Here is a 15,126-nt window from a genome sequence, read left to right on the forward strand (position 1 = left end):
ACATGACCAGACTGAATGCATTGCTCGGCGCCTTCCTGCTTCTGTTGTTCTCCGCCGCCACGTCCTTCGCGGGGAGCGAGTTGAACGTGACGTCCACGGGCCTTGCCCTGCGCGGCGTCGATCCGGTGAGTTTCTTCTCGCCGGCCGGTCCCGTCCCGGGCGACTTCAGGGTCACGGCCGTGCATGGCGGTGCCGTCTATCGCTTCGCCAGCGAGGAGAACAAGGCGGCGTTCACAGCCGATCCCGACAAGTACCTGCCCCAGTATGGCGGCTATTGCGCCATGGGCGTGAAGATGGGCCAGAAGCTCGATGGCGATCCGGCCGTCTTCACGATCGTCAACGACAAGCTCTATCTGAATGTCGCTCCGGCGGTTGCCGACATGTGGCGCTCCGAGATGGCGGCAAACATCGAGGCCGCCGACGAGATCTGGACCAAGATCGAGAGCACGGATCCGGGCGCCCTCTAAGCCGGCCCGTGTCCCGGGAGCGGCAACCGGCCGCTCCCGAAACCGCCGGCGCCGCCCCTGCGAAGACCGGCCCGAGCGCCGCGCGAAACGACCTCGCATGTTTTTGAGTGTGCGCCCTGCCCGGATCACCTTGCCGTGAAGCTGTAACGGCCACGGCACCGTCCGCGAATTGTTCAATGAAGGCGCTGGAGCGTCTTCGTCGAGAGACAGGAGAATGACATGACAGCACGACACACGAATATCGCCCTGAGCGCCGCTTTGGTCTCCGCGCTCACGCTGATGGCCGCGCCGGTGCAGGCCCAGACGACGGAAAAGTGCTTCGGCGTCTCGCTTGCCGGCCAGAACGACTGCGCCGCCGGCCCAGGCACGACCTGCGCCGGGACGTCCAAGGTCGACTATCAGGGCAATGCCTGGAAGATGGTCCCGGCCGGCACCTGCACCACGATGGAACTGCCCGCCCAGGCCGACGGGACGCCGCGCAAGGGCTCGCTGACCGAACTCAGCCGCGATCTCCCTGCCTGAGGCCAACGCACGGGGCGCGACCGGTCGCGCCCCGCCTTCCTCCAATGCACGGTGCACTCGAGATGCCTCAGTTACCCGCGAGCGTCGGTGTGGGCTTCAAACCGCAGCATTTCATCGACATCACCCAGGATCCCGGCAAGGTCGGCTTCTTCGAGGTCCATGCCGAGAACTACATGGGAGCCGGCGGTCTGCCGCACGCCCAACTCACCGCGCTCAGGGCGGACTATGCCCTTTCGGTTCATGGCGTCGGCCTGTCGATCGGCGGCACCCGCGGCCTGGATCCCGATCACCTGGCGAGGCTTCGCCAGCTCTGCGAACGCTACCAGCCCGAGAGTTTTTCCGAGCACCTCGCCTGGTCGAGCCACGACACCGGTTTTCTCAACGATCTTCTGCCGCTGCCCTACACGGACGAGTCGCTGAACGTGATCTGCGCTCATGTCGACCAGGTGCAGGAGGCACTCGGGCGCAGGATGCTGCTCGAGAACCCGTCGACCTATGTGATCTTCGAGCAGTCGACGATCGCCGAGGTCGACTTTCTCGCCGAAGTCGCGCGGCGCACCGGCTGCGGCCTGCTCCTCGACGTCAACAATGTGTTCGTGTCGGCGACCAACCACGGTTTCGACCCTTGCGCCTATATCGACAGCTTCCCGCTCCAGCATGTCGGCGAAATCCACCTGGGCGGTCACGTGGTGGAAGAGCTTCCGTCGGGGCCGCTGCTGATCGACGCGCATTCCTCCGAGGTCGCCGACCCGGTCTGGTCGCTCTTTGCCGATGTCGTCTCGCGATGCGGAGCGATCCCGACGCTCGTCGAATGGGACAATGACGTTCCCTGCTGGTCGGTTCTGGCCGACGAAGCCGCGCGCGCCGCGCGCATTCTCCATGCTCCGGAGAAGCGTCATGCGCAGGCTGGCTGAGCTGCAATCCAGCTTTGACGCAGCCCTGCGCGGAGGCCCGCTTCCTGCCGGACTGACGGCGCGGGACCCGGCGGAGGCCGAGCGCCGCTTCAATGTCTACCGCAACAATGTCGTCGTCAGCCTGACCGAGGCGCTGGCCATGCGGTTCCCAGTCGTCCAGCGGCTCGTCGGCGAGGCATTCTTCCGGCAGATGGCGCGCGTCTATGTCGAACTGGACCGGCCGAAGACACCGGTGCTGACGCAGTGGGGAGACGGCTTCCCCGCGTTCCTGGCGGGTTTTCCGCCGCTTCTGGACTATCCCTACATGGCCGACGTCGCCCGCATCGAGTATCAGCGCGGCGTTGCCTTTCACGCGGCCGACCATGAACCGGCAACGCCGGACCTTTTTGCCAATGCCGACCCGGCCGACCTCGTTCTGGCCTTGCACCCTTCCGTTTGCGTGCTTGCTCTCGCGCATGCGGCGGTCGCGATCTGGGCATCGAACCAACCCGGCGCGCTGCCCGGCGCCATCGTTCACGGTCCCGAAACGGCGCTCATCTTCCGGGATCGCTTCTTCAACGTGCCGGTGAAGGCGATCGCGGCCGGCGATGCCGCCATGATCGCCGCGCTCAGCGACGGCCGGCCCTTGCTGGAGGCGGCGCAACTCGCCCAGGCGGCCGACCCGGCCCACGACGCCGGACGCCTTCTCGCCGAGTTCATGGCAGCCGGTCTCATCCTCAATGCGGAGATTTCGACATGCAGACCCTGATCAAGCGGCTGAACGGCTGGTTCCAGCTCATTCCCGACGACCTTGTCGCCCTCGGGCTCCGCTTCTTTCCGGCCATGGTGTTCTGGCTGTCGGGCCGCACCAAGGTCGACGGCTTCGCGATCAAGGACTCGACATGGTTCCTGTTCGAAACGGAGTTTGCCTTGCCGATCATCCCGCCGAATGTCGCAGCGGTTCTTGCCACCGTCAGCGAACATGTGCTGCCGGTGCTGATGATCCTCGGCCTTTTCACGAGACTGTCCGCCTTCGGTCTGCTCGTCATGACCGCCGTCATCCAGATATTCGTCTATCCCAGCGCATGGGTCACGCATGGGCTGTGGGCCGCCGCCCTGCTTGCCGTCGTGGTCCGGGGACCGGGCAGGATCTCGCTGGATCATGTGCTGCGTCTTGACGGCCCGCCGCAGAAAACGACCGCATGATGGACCCGGTCTTCGCCTGTCGCACAGGAATGCGAGCCGCCCAGATCAAGGGACGTGCCGGCGCCACGCTCGCTGCCGTGACCGCATGACGGCGTCGCTCGCAACTCTGCGTGATGTGGGTTGCCTCGCGATCGCAAGCCCCGCTAGGTTGCCTCTCGCGGACGCGCGACGGGAGGCCGAGATAGCCGACGCTTGCAACGATCTGGAGGCGCTGTTGACCGCCGCGAACGCAGGCGACGCAAAGGCGTTTGCCCGCTTTCTCACCGCCGTCATGCCGCTTGTCCGAAAGGTCGTAAAAGCCCGCGGGCGCGGGCTGCCGCCGGACCAGCACGACGACGTGGTGCAGGAGGTGCTGCTGGCGATCCACCTCAAGCGCCAGACCTGGGACCCGCGCACGCCGGTGCGTCCCTGGCTCTATGCCGTCGCGCGCTACAAGGTGGTCGACGCCTTCAGACGGCTGGGAGCTCACATCCACCTGCCGGTGGACGACTTCGTCGATCTCATCGCGCAGGACGAGCCGAGCGATCTCCTGTCGGATCAGGAGGCCTCGAGGATGCTGGCCCAGATCGATACGAGGTCGGCCGCCATCGTGCGCGCAATCGGCCTTGACGGCGACCGCGCAACCGAGGTCGGCGCCCGGTTTTCGATGAGCGAGGGAGCCGTGCGCGTTGCCTTCCACCGCGCCATCAAGAAGCTGTCCGCTCTTGCGCGGGGACCCGACCGATGACCCGGAAAAGACTGTCCACGGAGGACTTCATCGCCGACCTGGCCCGGGCCCCTGTCCCGAAGCCGTTTGCAGCGTCCTCGATCGCGCTTTGGACCTCGGCGGCGACGGCCCTTGGTGTTGCCCTCTGGCTCTCCCTGATGGGGCTGCGGCCGGACCTCGGCACCGCGTTGAGCGCGCCGGTGACCCTCGCCAAGACAGGGCTGCCGGCGTTGCTGTCGGTCTCCGCATTGTGGCTCGCGATCCGCTCCGCCTATCCCGGCAAGGGGCTCAGGCTGTCATACCTGCTTCTGCCGCCGGCAATGGCGCTTGTCCTGATCGCCGATGCCGCAGCCGCCACGCCGGCACCGTTTCTGACGCAAGCGATGGTGGGCAGTACGGCGATGAAATGCCTCTCCGCCGTTCTCGGCCTGTCGCTGCTTCCGATCGCCGCGGGACTGAGTGTCTTGAAGAACGGCGCGAGCACGAATCCGGCCCTGTCCGGCGCCTTGCTCGGCCTTGCGGCCGGCGCCGGAGCGGCGGCCGGCTATTCTCTCGCCTGCACGGAGGACTCTCCGCTCTTCTATGTGGTCTGGTATGGGCTCGCGATTGCCTCGGCCGGCGCGGTCGGCTCCCTCGCAGGTTCGCGCCTCCTCAGGTGGTGATTGCGAACAGACCCAGGCCTGCTGACAAGAATTGTGAACACCGATGAGGGGCATCCTGCGACCGATGCGCCTCAGTCAGATCGCCGTGTTCAGCCGTCTTTGCCTGTTCCAGATCGCGCAAGGGGGACCGACAGTGCGCGAGAAGCCTGCCGATCAGGCGTGAACAAAAAGGGCGCCTCGCGGCGCCCGTTGTCGTTCAGCCGCAGCCGCCGCCGCAACACTCGTCGCGCCTTTGCTCCTCGACCTGCCCTTCCTTGCCCACGAGGACATGCCAGTCGACAGGACCGAGGACCCGATAGGTCCAGGAAAACTGGCCGGGAATGGCTTGCTGGAACTGGTACAAGAGCCCCTGCGGATCATGATCGTTGATCAGTTCGAAACATTCACCCGGGAGCAGCGCGTCGTACTGGCGGAAGACCAACGAGTGACGTTGCGGCCTGGGCAGCGATCGCAGATCCACAATAGCGACAGGCCGATCGGCATGGGCAGGTGTAAGGGTCATGGCGCACTCCGATGTTGATGCGGATGACCCTGTTCTTAGGGGGCGAATGAGCGGCCGTCCTTGTCCGGGAACAAACTCCCGCCGGCAGCGTTGCCTCGCCCGGTTTACGGAGTTCTCCAGCCGTCACGGCCGTCCGACAACATGACGTCGATGTCGCCTTCACGCTTGGCTACCGCTCGGATGTCCTCAGACGACATCAAGCTGAACGCGGTCGAGAATGCATCGGCTTTCGCAGCGTCCCGCGCGGTGACGGTAACACTTCTGTCGCCGGTCACGCTTGCCCCGGTGCGGGGGTCCAGCAAGTGCGTGAAACGGCCCGCGGCATCGAAGCTGAAGCCCGCCGCGCTCGATGTGGCCACCGCCTTGTCGACCAACTCGATCGCGGCCGCGCGCCCGGCAGGGGTAGCCACGTCCCGGATGCCGACCTGCCATGGACCACCGTCCGGTTTCGATCCGAGCACGCGGATCTCGCCGAGATCGACGATGCTCTTTTCGATGCCACCCCGACGCAGAAGCTCGACAGCCCGGTCCGTGATGTAACCCTGGGCGATGCCGTTGAGCGTCAGGGCCATGCCAGGTCGGCCAAACGCCACACGGCTCTGATCGAAGCTGACCTTGTCGAAGCCAACCAGATCGAGAGCCTCACGAATTTCGGTCGATGTGGGACCGCCGGCCGAAGCACCGGGCATCGAAAAATGCTCTGCCAGCACTTTCCACAGCGGCTGGACCGTGGGGTCGAACACCCCACCGGTCACTTCCCAGGCCTTGCGACAGATGTCGAGAAGCGCGACCAATTCGGACGGAGGCATGGCCAGGGCGCCCAACCGGTTCAACTGCGAAATCGCCGAGCCGGGCCGGTAGAGACTGAAGATCTGCTCCAGCCTGTCGACCTCGGACCGGACCTGCCGAAGCAGGCGCTCCGCAGCGACGGGGTCCTGATGGTAGATCACCAGGGAGGTCGGCGCGCCGAGCGCCTGCCCGCGCCAGCTCACCGCCTCTTGCCAGGGCGTCGCCGCAAAAGCCGGCCAGGCTAGGCCGCAGCCGGCCGCCGCGGCGGTGATCGAGATGAAGCGTCGGCGGTTCATGGTGCCCATGGCGTGCCCCTATTGTGTCGAACCCGCCGCCCCAGGCGCCGTTGCCGCGTCACCGGGCCCCAGCACGTAGTCGACAGGGATGTCCTCGAACGTCACCACCTCGCCGCCGTTGTCCTGCGCAAACCGCTCGGCGGCGTCCCTGGTGGAGAAGGGAACCGTCTCGGCGGCCCCCATCCCGCCCCTTGCCGAACTGCCGATCACATAGAAGGCGGCTCGCGCATCGACCCAGTTATCCGCGCCCGGATTGTCCCAGTCCGGCGCATGCTTCATGTCGGACACATAGATGGCGGAGTAGGTCTTGGGTTCCTCCGGAAGCATGGTGAACGCCACCGCATCACGGGCGGAGGAAAACCAGATCGGCTCGGGTCCGAAGATGACCTGCCCCTTCGGGCCGGGGTGCTCGAGCACGTTCATGCCGCAGTAGCGCCCCATGGCGTCCTGCGTCAGGGCAAAAGGCTCCGGCAAGGCGGCAGAGCCTTCCTCGCCGCATCCCGCCAGACCGAACGCGGCCGCCACGATGATCGGAAACAACAGGCGTCTCACAGTTCCCTCCTGGAGAAAACCAGGGCAGCGGCGGACAACGGCACCGCCACCCAGACAAGCAGCGCGCCGACCAGCGTGGCCGGCGAAAGCGCCGCATTTTCCGCAACGCCGCCCATGCCCGAGAGGGCTCCGACATTGCCGGAGCTCAGGTTCAGCAGCCGGTATGCATCCGTCGGATTGGCCAGCAACAGAGCGTCGAGCACCCCGCCGCTGATGATGCGGCCCTGATCGACGACCAGCAGGCCGAGAAGCGCCATGTCATAGATCAGCACGTAGAGCAGCCACACCCCGATCGCGATGCCGCCGGCGGTGCCGCGCTCTCGAACCAGCACGCTGACGAGATAGCCGATCGCGATGAAAACGGCTCCGAGCAGGATCGACGACAGGATCATCGAGGCAAACGCACCGAAGCTGCTTCGATCAATATCCGCGCCGGTCGCCGCCAGCGCAACAGCAGCGGCCCCGTAGCCAAGCAAGGTGGCAAAGGCGAGGATGGCCAGATGGCCGGCGAACTTGCCGGCGATCACCTGCCAGCGCCCTACCGGATAGCTAAGCAGGAGCAGCATCGTGCCCCGCTCCATTTCCCCGACGATGGCGTCGTGCGAAATCAGCAATGCGATCAACGGCACGAGGAAGATCGAAAGGCTCGACAGGCTGACGATGACGACGTCCAGCGCGCTGGCGCCGATATTCCCGGTCGGGGCGCTGCCGAGAAAGGTCAGCGTCAGGGCCAGCGCCGCCAGAAGCAGCGTCGTGGCGAGGACCCAGCGGTTGCGCAGCCCCTCCTGGATTTCCTTGCGGGCGATAATGAAGATGTTGGTCACTCGCCCCTCCCCCGCGCCTCAAGGAAATGCGCGTAGAGTTCATCCAGCGTCGGCGGTATCACGTCGAAGTCGGCAACGGGAGCGCCCGGCTCGGCGACCCGGCGCAGCACCGCGACCTTCTCCCCCGGCTCCGCGTCGATCTCCAACTGGCGCCCGTTGACCCGTCGCCAACCGCCGGCGCGGGCCCAATCGTCGGCTGCGGAAACGACCTCGCCGGCCAGCGTGAGACGGATGCGTGTCGGCAGACGGGCGATCCGCCGGAGATCGTCGAGCGTTCCATCGGCGATCTTGACGCCCCGGTCGACGATCACGACGCGGTCCGCCCTGCCTTCCAGCTCGGTCAAGGCATGGGAAGACAGCAGCACGGTCGCGCCGCCGGCGCGCAGCTCCGCGACGATGTCGTAGAAGCTGCGGCGCAATGCCGGATCGAGGCCGGTGGTCGGTTCGTCCAGCAGCAGCACCCGCGGCTGCCCCAGAAGCGCCTGCGACAGCCCCAGCCGCTGGCGCATCCCCTTGGAATAGGTGCCGACGCGCCGGTCGGCCGCGCCCCCCAGCCCGACCCGCTCAAGCAGCGCTCCGGTCGTCTCCACGGGCACGCGTTTCAACCGGGCGTAGAAGGCAAGGGTCTCGCGGCCCGTCAAAGCCATGTTGAAGGAGACGTTTTCCGGCAGATAGCCGAGCCTGCGGCGCGCTTCGAACTGTCCGGCCGCCGGGTCTTCGCCAAGCACCCGGACCGTGCCGGCGGTCGGTTTCACCAGGCCGAGCATCAGTTTGATGAGCGTCGTCTTGCCGGCGCCATTGTGACCGACAAGTGCGATGGTCTCGCCTTCGCGAAACACGCAGGAGATCTCACGCACCGCCTGCACGGCGCCGTAGGACTTGGCAACGTTCGATACCTGGACCGTCTCGACCATCATTGCTCCATCCGCATCGGTCTTGGGGGCGTCATCAGCGGCCGGCTGTCGACCACGCCGCCGGGCAGCAGAGCCGGAAACTGCGCCTGTGCCCAGCGGATCACCTGGACGGCAGGGCTGTTCACGAGAACCTTCGCCTGCGGCGCGGTCCACAGCACCCTGTCGATGATGTCGTTCGGGCGGTAGGGAGTGTCGCCGATCCCGTCACCGTTCAGGTCGAAGGCCGGATTGTCGCTCCAGTAGTTTCCTCGCCCCTCGAACGACCAGTCGAGCTGCCGCGTCCCGACATACTTCACCTGGTGCCTGTTGCCGATGAAGGCATTGTCGGTCATCGCGTTGCTTTCCGACCCGGCGGTGAAATGGATGCCGATGGCGCAGCCCTCGAACCAGTTTCCGGTCAGCCGGTTGCGGTTCGCATTGTAGATGAAGACGCATTTCTCCGGGCCAAGCCGCATCCCCCCGCTCACGCGACCGGCGGTCTCGCGCTCACCCGGGAGGCCGTGCACCCCGTCGATCCGCGCCGCCGCCGTCCATCTGTGGATCGGAAGCGGCCGGCCGCGCACGATGTTTCCGGAGATCTGCGACCCGTTGGCGTAATTCAACAGCAGGCCATGGTCGCGGTCGCCATCGGAGATGTTGTTGGTGACACGCAACCGGTCGGAAAACATGATCGCGTAGCCGACGGTGTTGCCCGACGACAGGTTGTCGCTGACCTCGCTGTCGTTGGTGTACATGTAGTGGATGCCGAAGCGGACATTCTTCAGCGTGTTGCCCTTGAAGACGTTGCCCTGGCTCGTTTTCGTGAAAATGCCGTCCCGTCCATAGCTGATCTCATTGTCGACAACCTGGGCGCCGGGGGCATTCCACACCGAGACGCCGTCGCCGGCCTCGCTGGTGCGCCCCTCCCGCAGGCCGACGATGCGATTGCCCCTGGCCAGCGCGTCCCTGGCTCCGTGCAGGTAGATGCCGACGAGGTTGTCGAGGATGGCATTGTCCTCGATGCGGGCCCCTGTCGCCGTCTGTGCGACGAACACCCCGGAATCCATCTCGAAAAGGTCCCGTCCCGACCCCCGTATTTCAAGGCCGCGGACAACCGCGCCGGGTGCCGTCACGGTGATGACGCTGCCCTTGCCGTTGCCGAGAACCACCGCCCCGGCCTCCCCTTCGAGCGTCAGCGACGTATGAAGCGTCACCGACCCGGCATGCTCACCGGACTGGAGACGGATTACGTCGCCCGGCGCGGCGGCATCGACGATCGCCTGCAGGCCGGCGCCCCCCGGACGGTGCTCGATGACCCGCGCCGAGGCAGGCGCCCCCACGGTGGCGGCGAGGACCGCCGCCACCAGGGCTCCGATGAACGTGGAGCCGGATCGCATCGTTCAGGCGCCTTGCGGTTCGACGAACATGCGGCCCTTCATCTCCATGTGCATCGCATGGCAGAACCACGAGCAGTAGTACCAGTAGACACCCGGCTGGCTGGCGGTGAAGGTCACCGAGGCGGTTGCCTGCGGTCCCACCTCCATGTTGACGCCGTAGTTGATGACGCAGAAGCCGTGGGTCAGGTCCTCAACCTCGTCGAGGTTGGTGACATAGACCGTGACCTCATCGCCCTGGCGCACGGTGAAGTCCTCGAGGCCGAACGCCGGTGCAACTGAGGTCATGTAGACCCGCACCTTGTTGCCGTCGCGGATGACTTCCGAATCGCTCATCAGATCGATGCCATCGGCCTCGGCCTGAGCCACCGCATCGGCGAAGAACGGGTCATCGCGGCTCCACACATGCACCGGGTTGATCTTCGAGCGGTGCACGAGCGTCGCGTCATGCGGCTCGGCGAAGGTCGGATTGTCATGCACCAGCACCATCTCATCGCCCGAGATGTCGATGAGCTGGTCATTCTCCGGCTTCAGAGGGCCGACGTTGAGGTAGCGGTCCTTGGAGAACTTGTTCAGAGAGATCAGCCACTTGCCGTCCGCCTCCTTGGTCTGGCCCATGGAGGTGTGGTTGTGTCCGGGCTGGTAGTGGACGTCGAGTTTCTGCCGGATCGGGTCCACCTGTTCACCGGCATAGGCACGCTTTGCGTCCTCGATGTTCCACTTGCAGACCTGGCTGTCGATGAACAGGGTGGTGTAGGCGTTGCCGCGTCCGTCATAGGCCGTGTGCAACGGCCCGAGGCCCAGTTCCGGTTCGGCGACGACGGTGTCCCGCGGCTGGATCTTGTCGTCGAACAGATCGTCGAACTTGCGGACGTCGAAGACGGTGACCGTCGGCGACAGCTTGCCGTTCGCCACCACATGGATGCCATCCGGCGCGGTGTTGATCCCGTGCGGGCTGTTGGGCACAGGAACATAGCGGGTGTAGGGCGATCCCTTGCGGCCATCGACCACCGGCACGCCGTTGAGCTCCTGATAGTCGCCGTTGGCGACGGCCTCCTCGATCCGGGCGAGGTTGAAGATGACGATCCAGTCCTGCTCGTTCGCCATCATCTCCGCGAGGGTGACGCCTTCCTCCGAGTTGTAGCAGGTGGCAAAGGCGTACTTGCCCTGGTAGTCGGCGTCGACATTGTCGAGATTGCCGTCGACCATGACCTGCCACGCCACTTCCATCGTCTCGCCGTCGACGGCGGTAAAGATGGCATGGTAGCTGCTCTTGTCCCCCATCGTCGTGCCGTCATTGGGGATCGGCACGCGGTCCTCGCCGTTGCAGAAGACATAGCCGGTCCTCGGATATTTCTGCACGCGCAGGCCATGCACGGTGTGCTGGTTCGGCAGTTGGATGATCTTGTCGCACTTCATCACGTCGAGACGGATGCGGCAGACCCGCGTGTTCGCCTTGTCGTTGGCATAAAGATAGCGGCCGTCATAGGTGCCATCGGTGAAGGAGGGATGCGGGTGATGCAGGTCACCGTTGAGATAGGTGGCACCCTTGTCCTTGAGGAACTCCTTCGTCTGAGGAAGCAGACCTTCGGTCAGCACCTTCAGGCTCTCGTTGGTCTGCCCCCAACCGGTGGCGCTGCAACGGTTGAACACCGGGATGCGCATCAGCTCGCGCATCGAGGGTGCTCCCACGACCCGGATTTCTCCAGTCTGGCCGCTGGAGAAGAAGACATAGTATTCGTCGAGTTCGCCCGGCTTGACCTCATAGCTGCTGCCGGAGGCCGACTGCGCGACCGCTGGCGTCACCGGCCCACCCGAGAGGGCAAGGCCGCCGCCCATACCGGCCGCGCCTGCAGCCGCCACCGCAGCAGTGCTACCAAGCAACTGACGCCGATTGACGCCCTTGTTCTTATCTTCCGACTGCATCGCCTTTCTCCCGTTTCGGTTCTAGGTGGTCGGTCGCGTCACGGCGCCCGGAGTTTCGATCCGGGTTCCCTTGTGTGAAATGACCGTCTTCACAGGCCCCTCGCCTCGCGATGCAGGCGAAGAAAGGGCCTGGAACTTTTCCCGCTTCAATCGCACCTGGATCATGTGCGGACAGCGCTGATCGTCGTGATAGAGCTCCTGGCAATGCATGCAGTAGATGCACTCATTGACGTTGATCTGCCCCTCGGGATGGATGGACTGCACCGGACAATCCTTGGCGCAGCGCTGGCAGGGCGAGCCGCATTCGGGCCAGCGCTTCAGCCATTCGAACATCCGGATGCGACCCGGTATCGCGAGGGCGGCGCCGAGCGGACACAGATAGCGGCAATAGAATCGCTCGATGAACAGGCCGGCGGCGAGAAGGGCGAGTGCGAAGACGACGAAGGGCCAGTCGCGCACGAACTTCAAGATGATCGCCGTCTTGAAGGGCTCCACCTCGGCCGCGATCTCGGCCATCGCCACCGAGTAGAAGGAGAGCCCGAACAGACCAAGGAAGATGATGTACTTGATCGGCCAGAGCCGCTCGTGCAGGCCGAACGGAACCTTGATCTGCGGCACCTTCAGCCACTGCGCGATGTTGTTGGTCAACTCCTGCAGCGCGCCGAAGGGGCAGAGCCAACCGCAGAACGGGCCACGCCCCCAGAACAGCAGTCCGGCTGCAACCGCCGCCCACAGGATGAAGATCAGCGGGGCGGAGAGGAAGAACTCCCAGTTGAAGTCGGTGATCAGCGCGTTGGTGAAGGTGAGGACGTTGACGACGGAGAGCTGTGCGTTGGCGTACCAGCCGAGCCAGACCAGCGTGAAGACGAGGTAGCCGCGCCGTATCCAGCGATAGAGCACCGGGCGGCGGACCAGCCAGTCCTGGAAGAAGAAGATCGCGGTCAGGACCAGCAGCGCCACCACGGTGATGCCGATCGACACCGTATTCATCTTCCAGATGCGCTGCCACAGCGGCTCGTCGTCCGCGGCTAGACGCGCCTCGGCGGCGGCATCAAGGCCCGGCGCCTCCGGCTGGGCGATCTGCTCGCTCGGTGTCGGCGCGGGCGCGGCGGGCACCTGCGTCACCGTCACATATGCGTCGGGCAGCGTATAGCCGAGTTCATAGGACAGGGTCGCCTTGTCGCGCGCACCGATGCTGCGTTGCACGAGGAGCTGCAACTCCCAGGGTTCGGTGACATCGAAATCGAAATCCTCCGGCACGACGAAGAGCGCGATCTCGCGCAGCCGCGGCGCACCGTCTGCCGCCAGATCGGCGAGGCGGGTATGGTTGCGGTCGCGGAAGCGGATGCCCTGGCCGTCCTGCAGAAGCTCGATGCGGTCGAAGATGCCGCCGCGTACGTAGCCGGAGCCCTTGAACGAATAGGCGCCGTCGCCCGCCACCACGATGGCCTGCTGACCCGGCTTCAACCGCTGGACCAGCCGTTCATACTGAACCTCGCCCAGCAGGCTGCGGCCGATCGTCGGCACACTGACCGGGGCGATATAGAGCTCGATGAACTGGTCCTGAGGATCGCGCGTCTCGGGTCGCTCCGCAGCTTCCGGGCGGCCGATCTCGCGGAATGCCTCGCTCACCTCGCCTACCGACAGACGCAGGGTTCGCACCGACCCATCGCCGATGAGCGTCTCCCAGTCGCGCAATTCGCTTGTGGTGAGATCGACTTCTCGGGTTTCGGTCGGCGCCATGACCTGCGCCTGGGCCGCCGCGAGCCGATTGCCGCGGATGAGACGCACGGCGGAGCGCACAACGCTGTCCCCCATCACCAGCACAGTCACCGTGGCGCCGCTGACGATATCGACCTGCGGCGGCCGGACCGCCCCGGCGGAGACGCGTCCGAGGTCCTGCCCGATCAGCGTGTTGAGGGACGCGACGACCTTCTCCTCCGGAATGCCGATCAGCACGATCGGCTCCTGATGGTCGACCATCTTCAGGCCGCGAATGACGCCCGCCTCATCGATGCCGACGAGAATGTGGATGGGCTTGCCCGAATAGCCGATGGCGCTGGTGACGTCCGAGTTCAGATAGACATGCCCGACGAGATCCCGGCCACGGAACACCGGCGCCATCGGAGGATCTCCCTCGATCTCCCCGTACCGGTCAGCGCCCGCAAACAGCTCGCCGGGCTGCGCCCTGGACAGGAACTGCTCCAGGCGACCGGCAGCACCCGCCTCGAACGACAGGCATGGGACCAGCAACGCCATAACCAGCACCCGCAACAAAGCGAGCGCCGGGGCCGTTAACAGGCGGGGGTGGAGGGCCCCCAGACGGATCCAATGCATGTTCCTGCTCGTCCTAACAGGGACAACCGAAGCCTGCCGCTGGCGGCTCGCCAGCAGATCCAGGTTGTAGCCCTCCCCGTTTCATGAGGCACTCCAAGGCACCGGTCTTTGTTCCCGGACAAACTCCGGAACAGATCAGATGCTATGGATGGGGGACCCACGAGGAAGGTTGCCACGCAGGGAGGCTGCCGTGACGCTGCTGAGATCGGAACCGTTTGCGGAAGTGGAGACCCTGGAGGAACTCCTGGCCATCGCCTACCGGATGGAGCAGGAGGCCTTCGGCAACTACACCGACCTTGCCGAGCGGATGCGCCGGGAAGGACGACCGGACCTCGTTCCAGTCTTCGAGCGGTTGGCCGGAGAAGAGGCCCGACATATCGACAATGTTGTGGACTGGTCGCAGCGTGTCAGCGGCACCATGCCGGATCTGGCGAAGCTGCAATGGGAACCGGCGGACACCTTCGACGATGAAGGCGCAAGCGCCATCGCGCCCGAGTTGATGGGGGCCTACCGATCGTTCTCCATGGCCGTGCGCAACGAGGAGCGGGCTTTCCTGTTCTGGACCCATGTCGCGGCTCAGACAGACCAGGACCCGTTGCGGCTGGCGGCGGAACAGATGGCGCGCGAGGAACTCGGTCACCTGACAACGCTGCGCGTGGAACGCCGCCGCGCCTTTCATGCGGAACGGGCGGCCAAGGCACAGCTCGAAGCGGCCTCGCTGCCGGACCTCGAGCTGCGTTTCGCCGACCTGCTACAAGCAGCGGCGGCCCGCCAGGAGGGAGCGAGCGGCTCCGGCCTGGAGGCGGCGGCCCGAGAAGCCCGCGAACGAGCGGCCGCGCTTGCCGACGCGCCGTTCGGCCCCTCTCCGCTGGTGCAGGATGGGCTTCGGCCGGACGTTCTCGGGCGAGCGGTGCCGCTGTGCGAGTTGCTGCTCGACTGCTATCTCGACTTCGCTGAGCGCCTGCCCGGTGAAGAAGACCGCACCCGCGCGCAACGCTTTGCCGGACGCCTCGTCGCTTGCCGATCCGCGTTGAGGGACGTGCAGCGATGAGACTTGTGGGCGCTGAGCCGTCACGGGTCTTTCATCCAGCCGCGATCGGAGATGGCGCCGCTTTGAGCCGCACAGGGAGAACCTCCTCCGGTTTTCCCTTCCTCTC

Annotated in this window: 16 protein-coding genes; 8 read left to right on the forward strand and 8 right to left on the reverse strand. The window is 65.5% G+C overall.

Features of this window, described 5'->3' with window-relative positions; genetic code table 11:
• Positions 1-2 precede the first annotated feature (2 nt).
• The 7 genes from TSB10P1A_RS12515 to TSB10P1A_RS12545 all read left to right on the forward strand — a co-directional run bounded on the left by TSB10P1A_RS12515 (position 3) and on the right by TSB10P1A_RS12545 (position 4,456).
• Entirely contained in the window at positions 3-467 is a 465-nt protein-coding gene (locus tag TSB10P1A_RS12515) for a YHS domain-containing (seleno)protein (protein WP_186388256.1), read from the forward strand.
• A 219-nt stretch (positions 468-686) separates the two neighbouring features.
• Positions 687-989 carry a DUF2282 domain-containing protein gene (locus TSB10P1A_RS12520; protein ID WP_186388257.1) on the forward strand — a complete coding sequence of 101 codons (303 nt, stop codon included), beginning with the start codon at positions 687-689 and terminating at the stop codon, positions 987-989.
• A gap of 62 nt (positions 990-1,051) precedes the next feature.
• Positions 1,052-1,903 (forward strand): DUF692 domain-containing protein, encoded by an 852-nt coding sequence (locus tag TSB10P1A_RS12525; RefSeq protein WP_186388258.1) that lies wholly within the window; start codon positions 1,052-1,054, stop codon positions 1,901-1,903.
• Positions 1,887-2,651 (forward strand): DUF2063 domain-containing protein, encoded by a 765-nt coding sequence (locus tag TSB10P1A_RS12530; RefSeq protein WP_186388259.1) that lies wholly within the window; start codon positions 1,887-1,889, stop codon positions 2,649-2,651. Before TSB10P1A_RS12525 ends, TSB10P1A_RS12530 begins: the two co-directional genes overlap by 17 nt.
• Positions 2,639-3,088: a DoxX family protein gene (locus tag TSB10P1A_RS12535; RefSeq protein ID WP_186388260.1), complete on the forward strand. Its 450-nt coding sequence runs from the start codon at positions 2,639-2,641 to the stop codon at positions 3,086-3,088. The genes TSB10P1A_RS12530 and TSB10P1A_RS12535 overlap by 13 nt, the downstream gene beginning before the upstream one ends.
• Positions 3,089-3,173: 85 nt before the next feature.
• Positions 3,174-3,815: a sigma-70 family RNA polymerase sigma factor gene (locus TSB10P1A_RS12540; protein WP_186388261.1), complete on the forward strand. Its 642-nt coding sequence runs from the start codon at positions 3,174-3,176 to the stop codon at positions 3,813-3,815.
• Positions 3,812-4,456, forward strand: coding sequence for an NrsF family protein (locus tag TSB10P1A_RS12545; RefSeq protein WP_186388262.1), 645 nt, complete (start codon positions 3,812-3,814; stop codon positions 4,454-4,456). The genes TSB10P1A_RS12540 and TSB10P1A_RS12545 overlap by 4 nt, the downstream gene beginning before the upstream one ends.
• Positions 4,457-4,652: 196 nt before the next feature.
• Here TSB10P1A_RS12545 and TSB10P1A_RS12550 read toward each other — a convergent pair whose 3' ends face one another.
• The 8 genes from TSB10P1A_RS12550 to TSB10P1A_RS12585 all read right to left on the reverse strand — a co-directional run bounded on the left by TSB10P1A_RS12550 (position 4,653) and on the right by TSB10P1A_RS12585 (position 13,891).
• Entirely contained in the window at positions 4,653-4,958 is a 306-nt protein-coding gene (locus TSB10P1A_RS12550; protein ID WP_186388263.1) for a DUF2249 domain-containing protein, read from the reverse strand.
• Between the two features lie 104 nt (positions 4,959-5,062).
• Positions 5,063-6,052, reverse strand: coding sequence for an FAD:protein FMN transferase (locus TSB10P1A_RS12555; protein WP_186388264.1), 990 nt, complete (start codon positions 6,050-6,052; stop codon positions 5,063-5,065).
• A 9-nt stretch (positions 6,053-6,061) separates the two neighbouring features.
• Positions 6,062-6,595, reverse strand: a complete 534-nt coding sequence (locus TSB10P1A_RS12560; protein WP_186388265.1) for a nitrous oxide reductase accessory protein NosL — start codon at positions 6,593-6,595, stop codon at positions 6,062-6,064.
• A complete protein-coding gene (locus TSB10P1A_RS12565) occupies positions 6,592-7,419 on the reverse strand; it encodes an ABC transporter permease (RefSeq protein ID WP_186388266.1) in 828 nt (275 codons plus the stop codon). Before TSB10P1A_RS12565 ends, TSB10P1A_RS12560 begins: the two co-directional genes overlap by 4 nt.
• A complete protein-coding gene (locus TSB10P1A_RS12570; protein ID WP_186388487.1) occupies positions 7,416-8,333 on the reverse strand; it encodes an ABC transporter ATP-binding protein in 918 nt (305 codons plus the stop codon). The genes TSB10P1A_RS12565 and TSB10P1A_RS12570 overlap by 4 nt, the downstream gene beginning before the upstream one ends.
• Positions 8,333-9,709, reverse strand: a complete 1,377-nt coding sequence (locus tag TSB10P1A_RS12575; RefSeq protein WP_186388267.1) for a nitrous oxide reductase family maturation protein NosD — start codon at positions 9,707-9,709, stop codon at positions 8,333-8,335. Before TSB10P1A_RS12575 ends, TSB10P1A_RS12570 begins: the two co-directional genes overlap by 1 nt.
• 3 nt (positions 9,710-9,712) lie before the next feature.
• The gene (gene nosZ / locus TSB10P1A_RS12580) at positions 9,713-11,632 is read right to left on the reverse strand and encodes a TAT-dependent nitrous-oxide reductase (RefSeq protein ID WP_186388268.1); all 1,920 of its coding nucleotides are present in this window, start codon (positions 11,630-11,632) and stop codon (positions 9,713-9,715) included.
• A gap of 21 nt (positions 11,633-11,653) precedes the next feature.
• A complete protein-coding gene (locus tag TSB10P1A_RS12585; RefSeq protein WP_244293096.1) occupies positions 11,654-13,891 on the reverse strand; it encodes a NosR/NirI family protein in 2,238 nt (745 codons plus the stop codon).
• Positions 13,892-14,159: 268 nt separating this feature from the next.
• Here TSB10P1A_RS12585 and TSB10P1A_RS12590 point away from each other — a divergent pair, with 268 nt between their 5' ends.
• Positions 14,160-15,020 (forward strand): ferritin family protein, encoded by an 861-nt coding sequence (locus tag TSB10P1A_RS12590; RefSeq protein WP_244293097.1) that lies wholly within the window; start codon positions 14,160-14,162, stop codon positions 15,018-15,020.
• Positions 15,021-15,126 lie beyond the last annotated feature (106 nt).

Origin of the sequence: Stappia sp. TSB10P1A (genome assembly GCF_900185725.1) — a bacterium.
Lineage (GTDB): Bacteria > Pseudomonadota > Alphaproteobacteria > Rhizobiales > Stappiaceae > Stappia.

Coding starts and splice junctions, on each gene's coding strand:
- TSB10P1A_RS12515 (WP_186388256.1), top strand. CDS start 3: ATGACCAGACTGAATGCATTGCTCGGCGCCTTCCTGCTTCTGTTGTTC.
- TSB10P1A_RS12520 (WP_186388257.1), top strand. CDS start 687: ATGACAGCACGACACACGAATATCGCCCTGAGCGCCGCTTTGGTCTCC.
- TSB10P1A_RS12525 (WP_186388258.1), top strand. CDS start 1,052: ATGCCTCAGTTACCCGCGAGCGTCGGTGTGGGCTTCAAACCGCAGCAT.
- TSB10P1A_RS12530 (WP_186388259.1), top strand. CDS start 1,887: ATGCGCAGGCTGGCTGAGCTGCAATCCAGCTTTGACGCAGCCCTGCGC.
- TSB10P1A_RS12535 (WP_186388260.1), top strand. CDS start 2,639: ATGCAGACCCTGATCAAGCGGCTGAACGGCTGGTTCCAGCTCATTCCC.
- TSB10P1A_RS12540 (WP_186388261.1), top strand. CDS start 3,174: ATGACGGCGTCGCTCGCAACTCTGCGTGATGTGGGTTGCCTCGCGATC.
- TSB10P1A_RS12545 (WP_186388262.1), top strand. CDS start 3,812: ATGACCCGGAAAAGACTGTCCACGGAGGACTTCATCGCCGACCTGGCC.
- TSB10P1A_RS12550 (WP_186388263.1), bottom strand. CDS start 4,958: ATGACCCTTACACCTGCCCATGCCGATCGGCCTGTCGCTATTGTGGAT.
- TSB10P1A_RS12555 (WP_186388264.1), bottom strand. CDS start 6,052: ATGGGCACCATGAACCGCCGACGCTTCATCTCGATCACCGCCGCGGCG.
- TSB10P1A_RS12570 (WP_186388487.1), bottom strand. CDS start 8,333: ATGGTCGAGACGGTCCAGGTATCGAACGTTGCCAAGTCCTACGGCGCC.
- TSB10P1A_RS12575 (WP_186388267.1), bottom strand. CDS start 9,709: ATGCGATCCGGCTCCACGTTCATCGGAGCCCTGGTGGCGGCGGTCCTC.
- nosZ (WP_186388268.1), bottom strand. CDS start 11,632: ATGCAGTCGGAAGATAAGAACAAGGGCGTCAATCGGCGTCAGTTGCTT.
- TSB10P1A_RS12585 (WP_244293096.1), bottom strand. CDS start 13,891: ATGGCGTTGCTGGTCCCATGCCTGTCGTTCGAGGCGGGTGCTGCCGGT.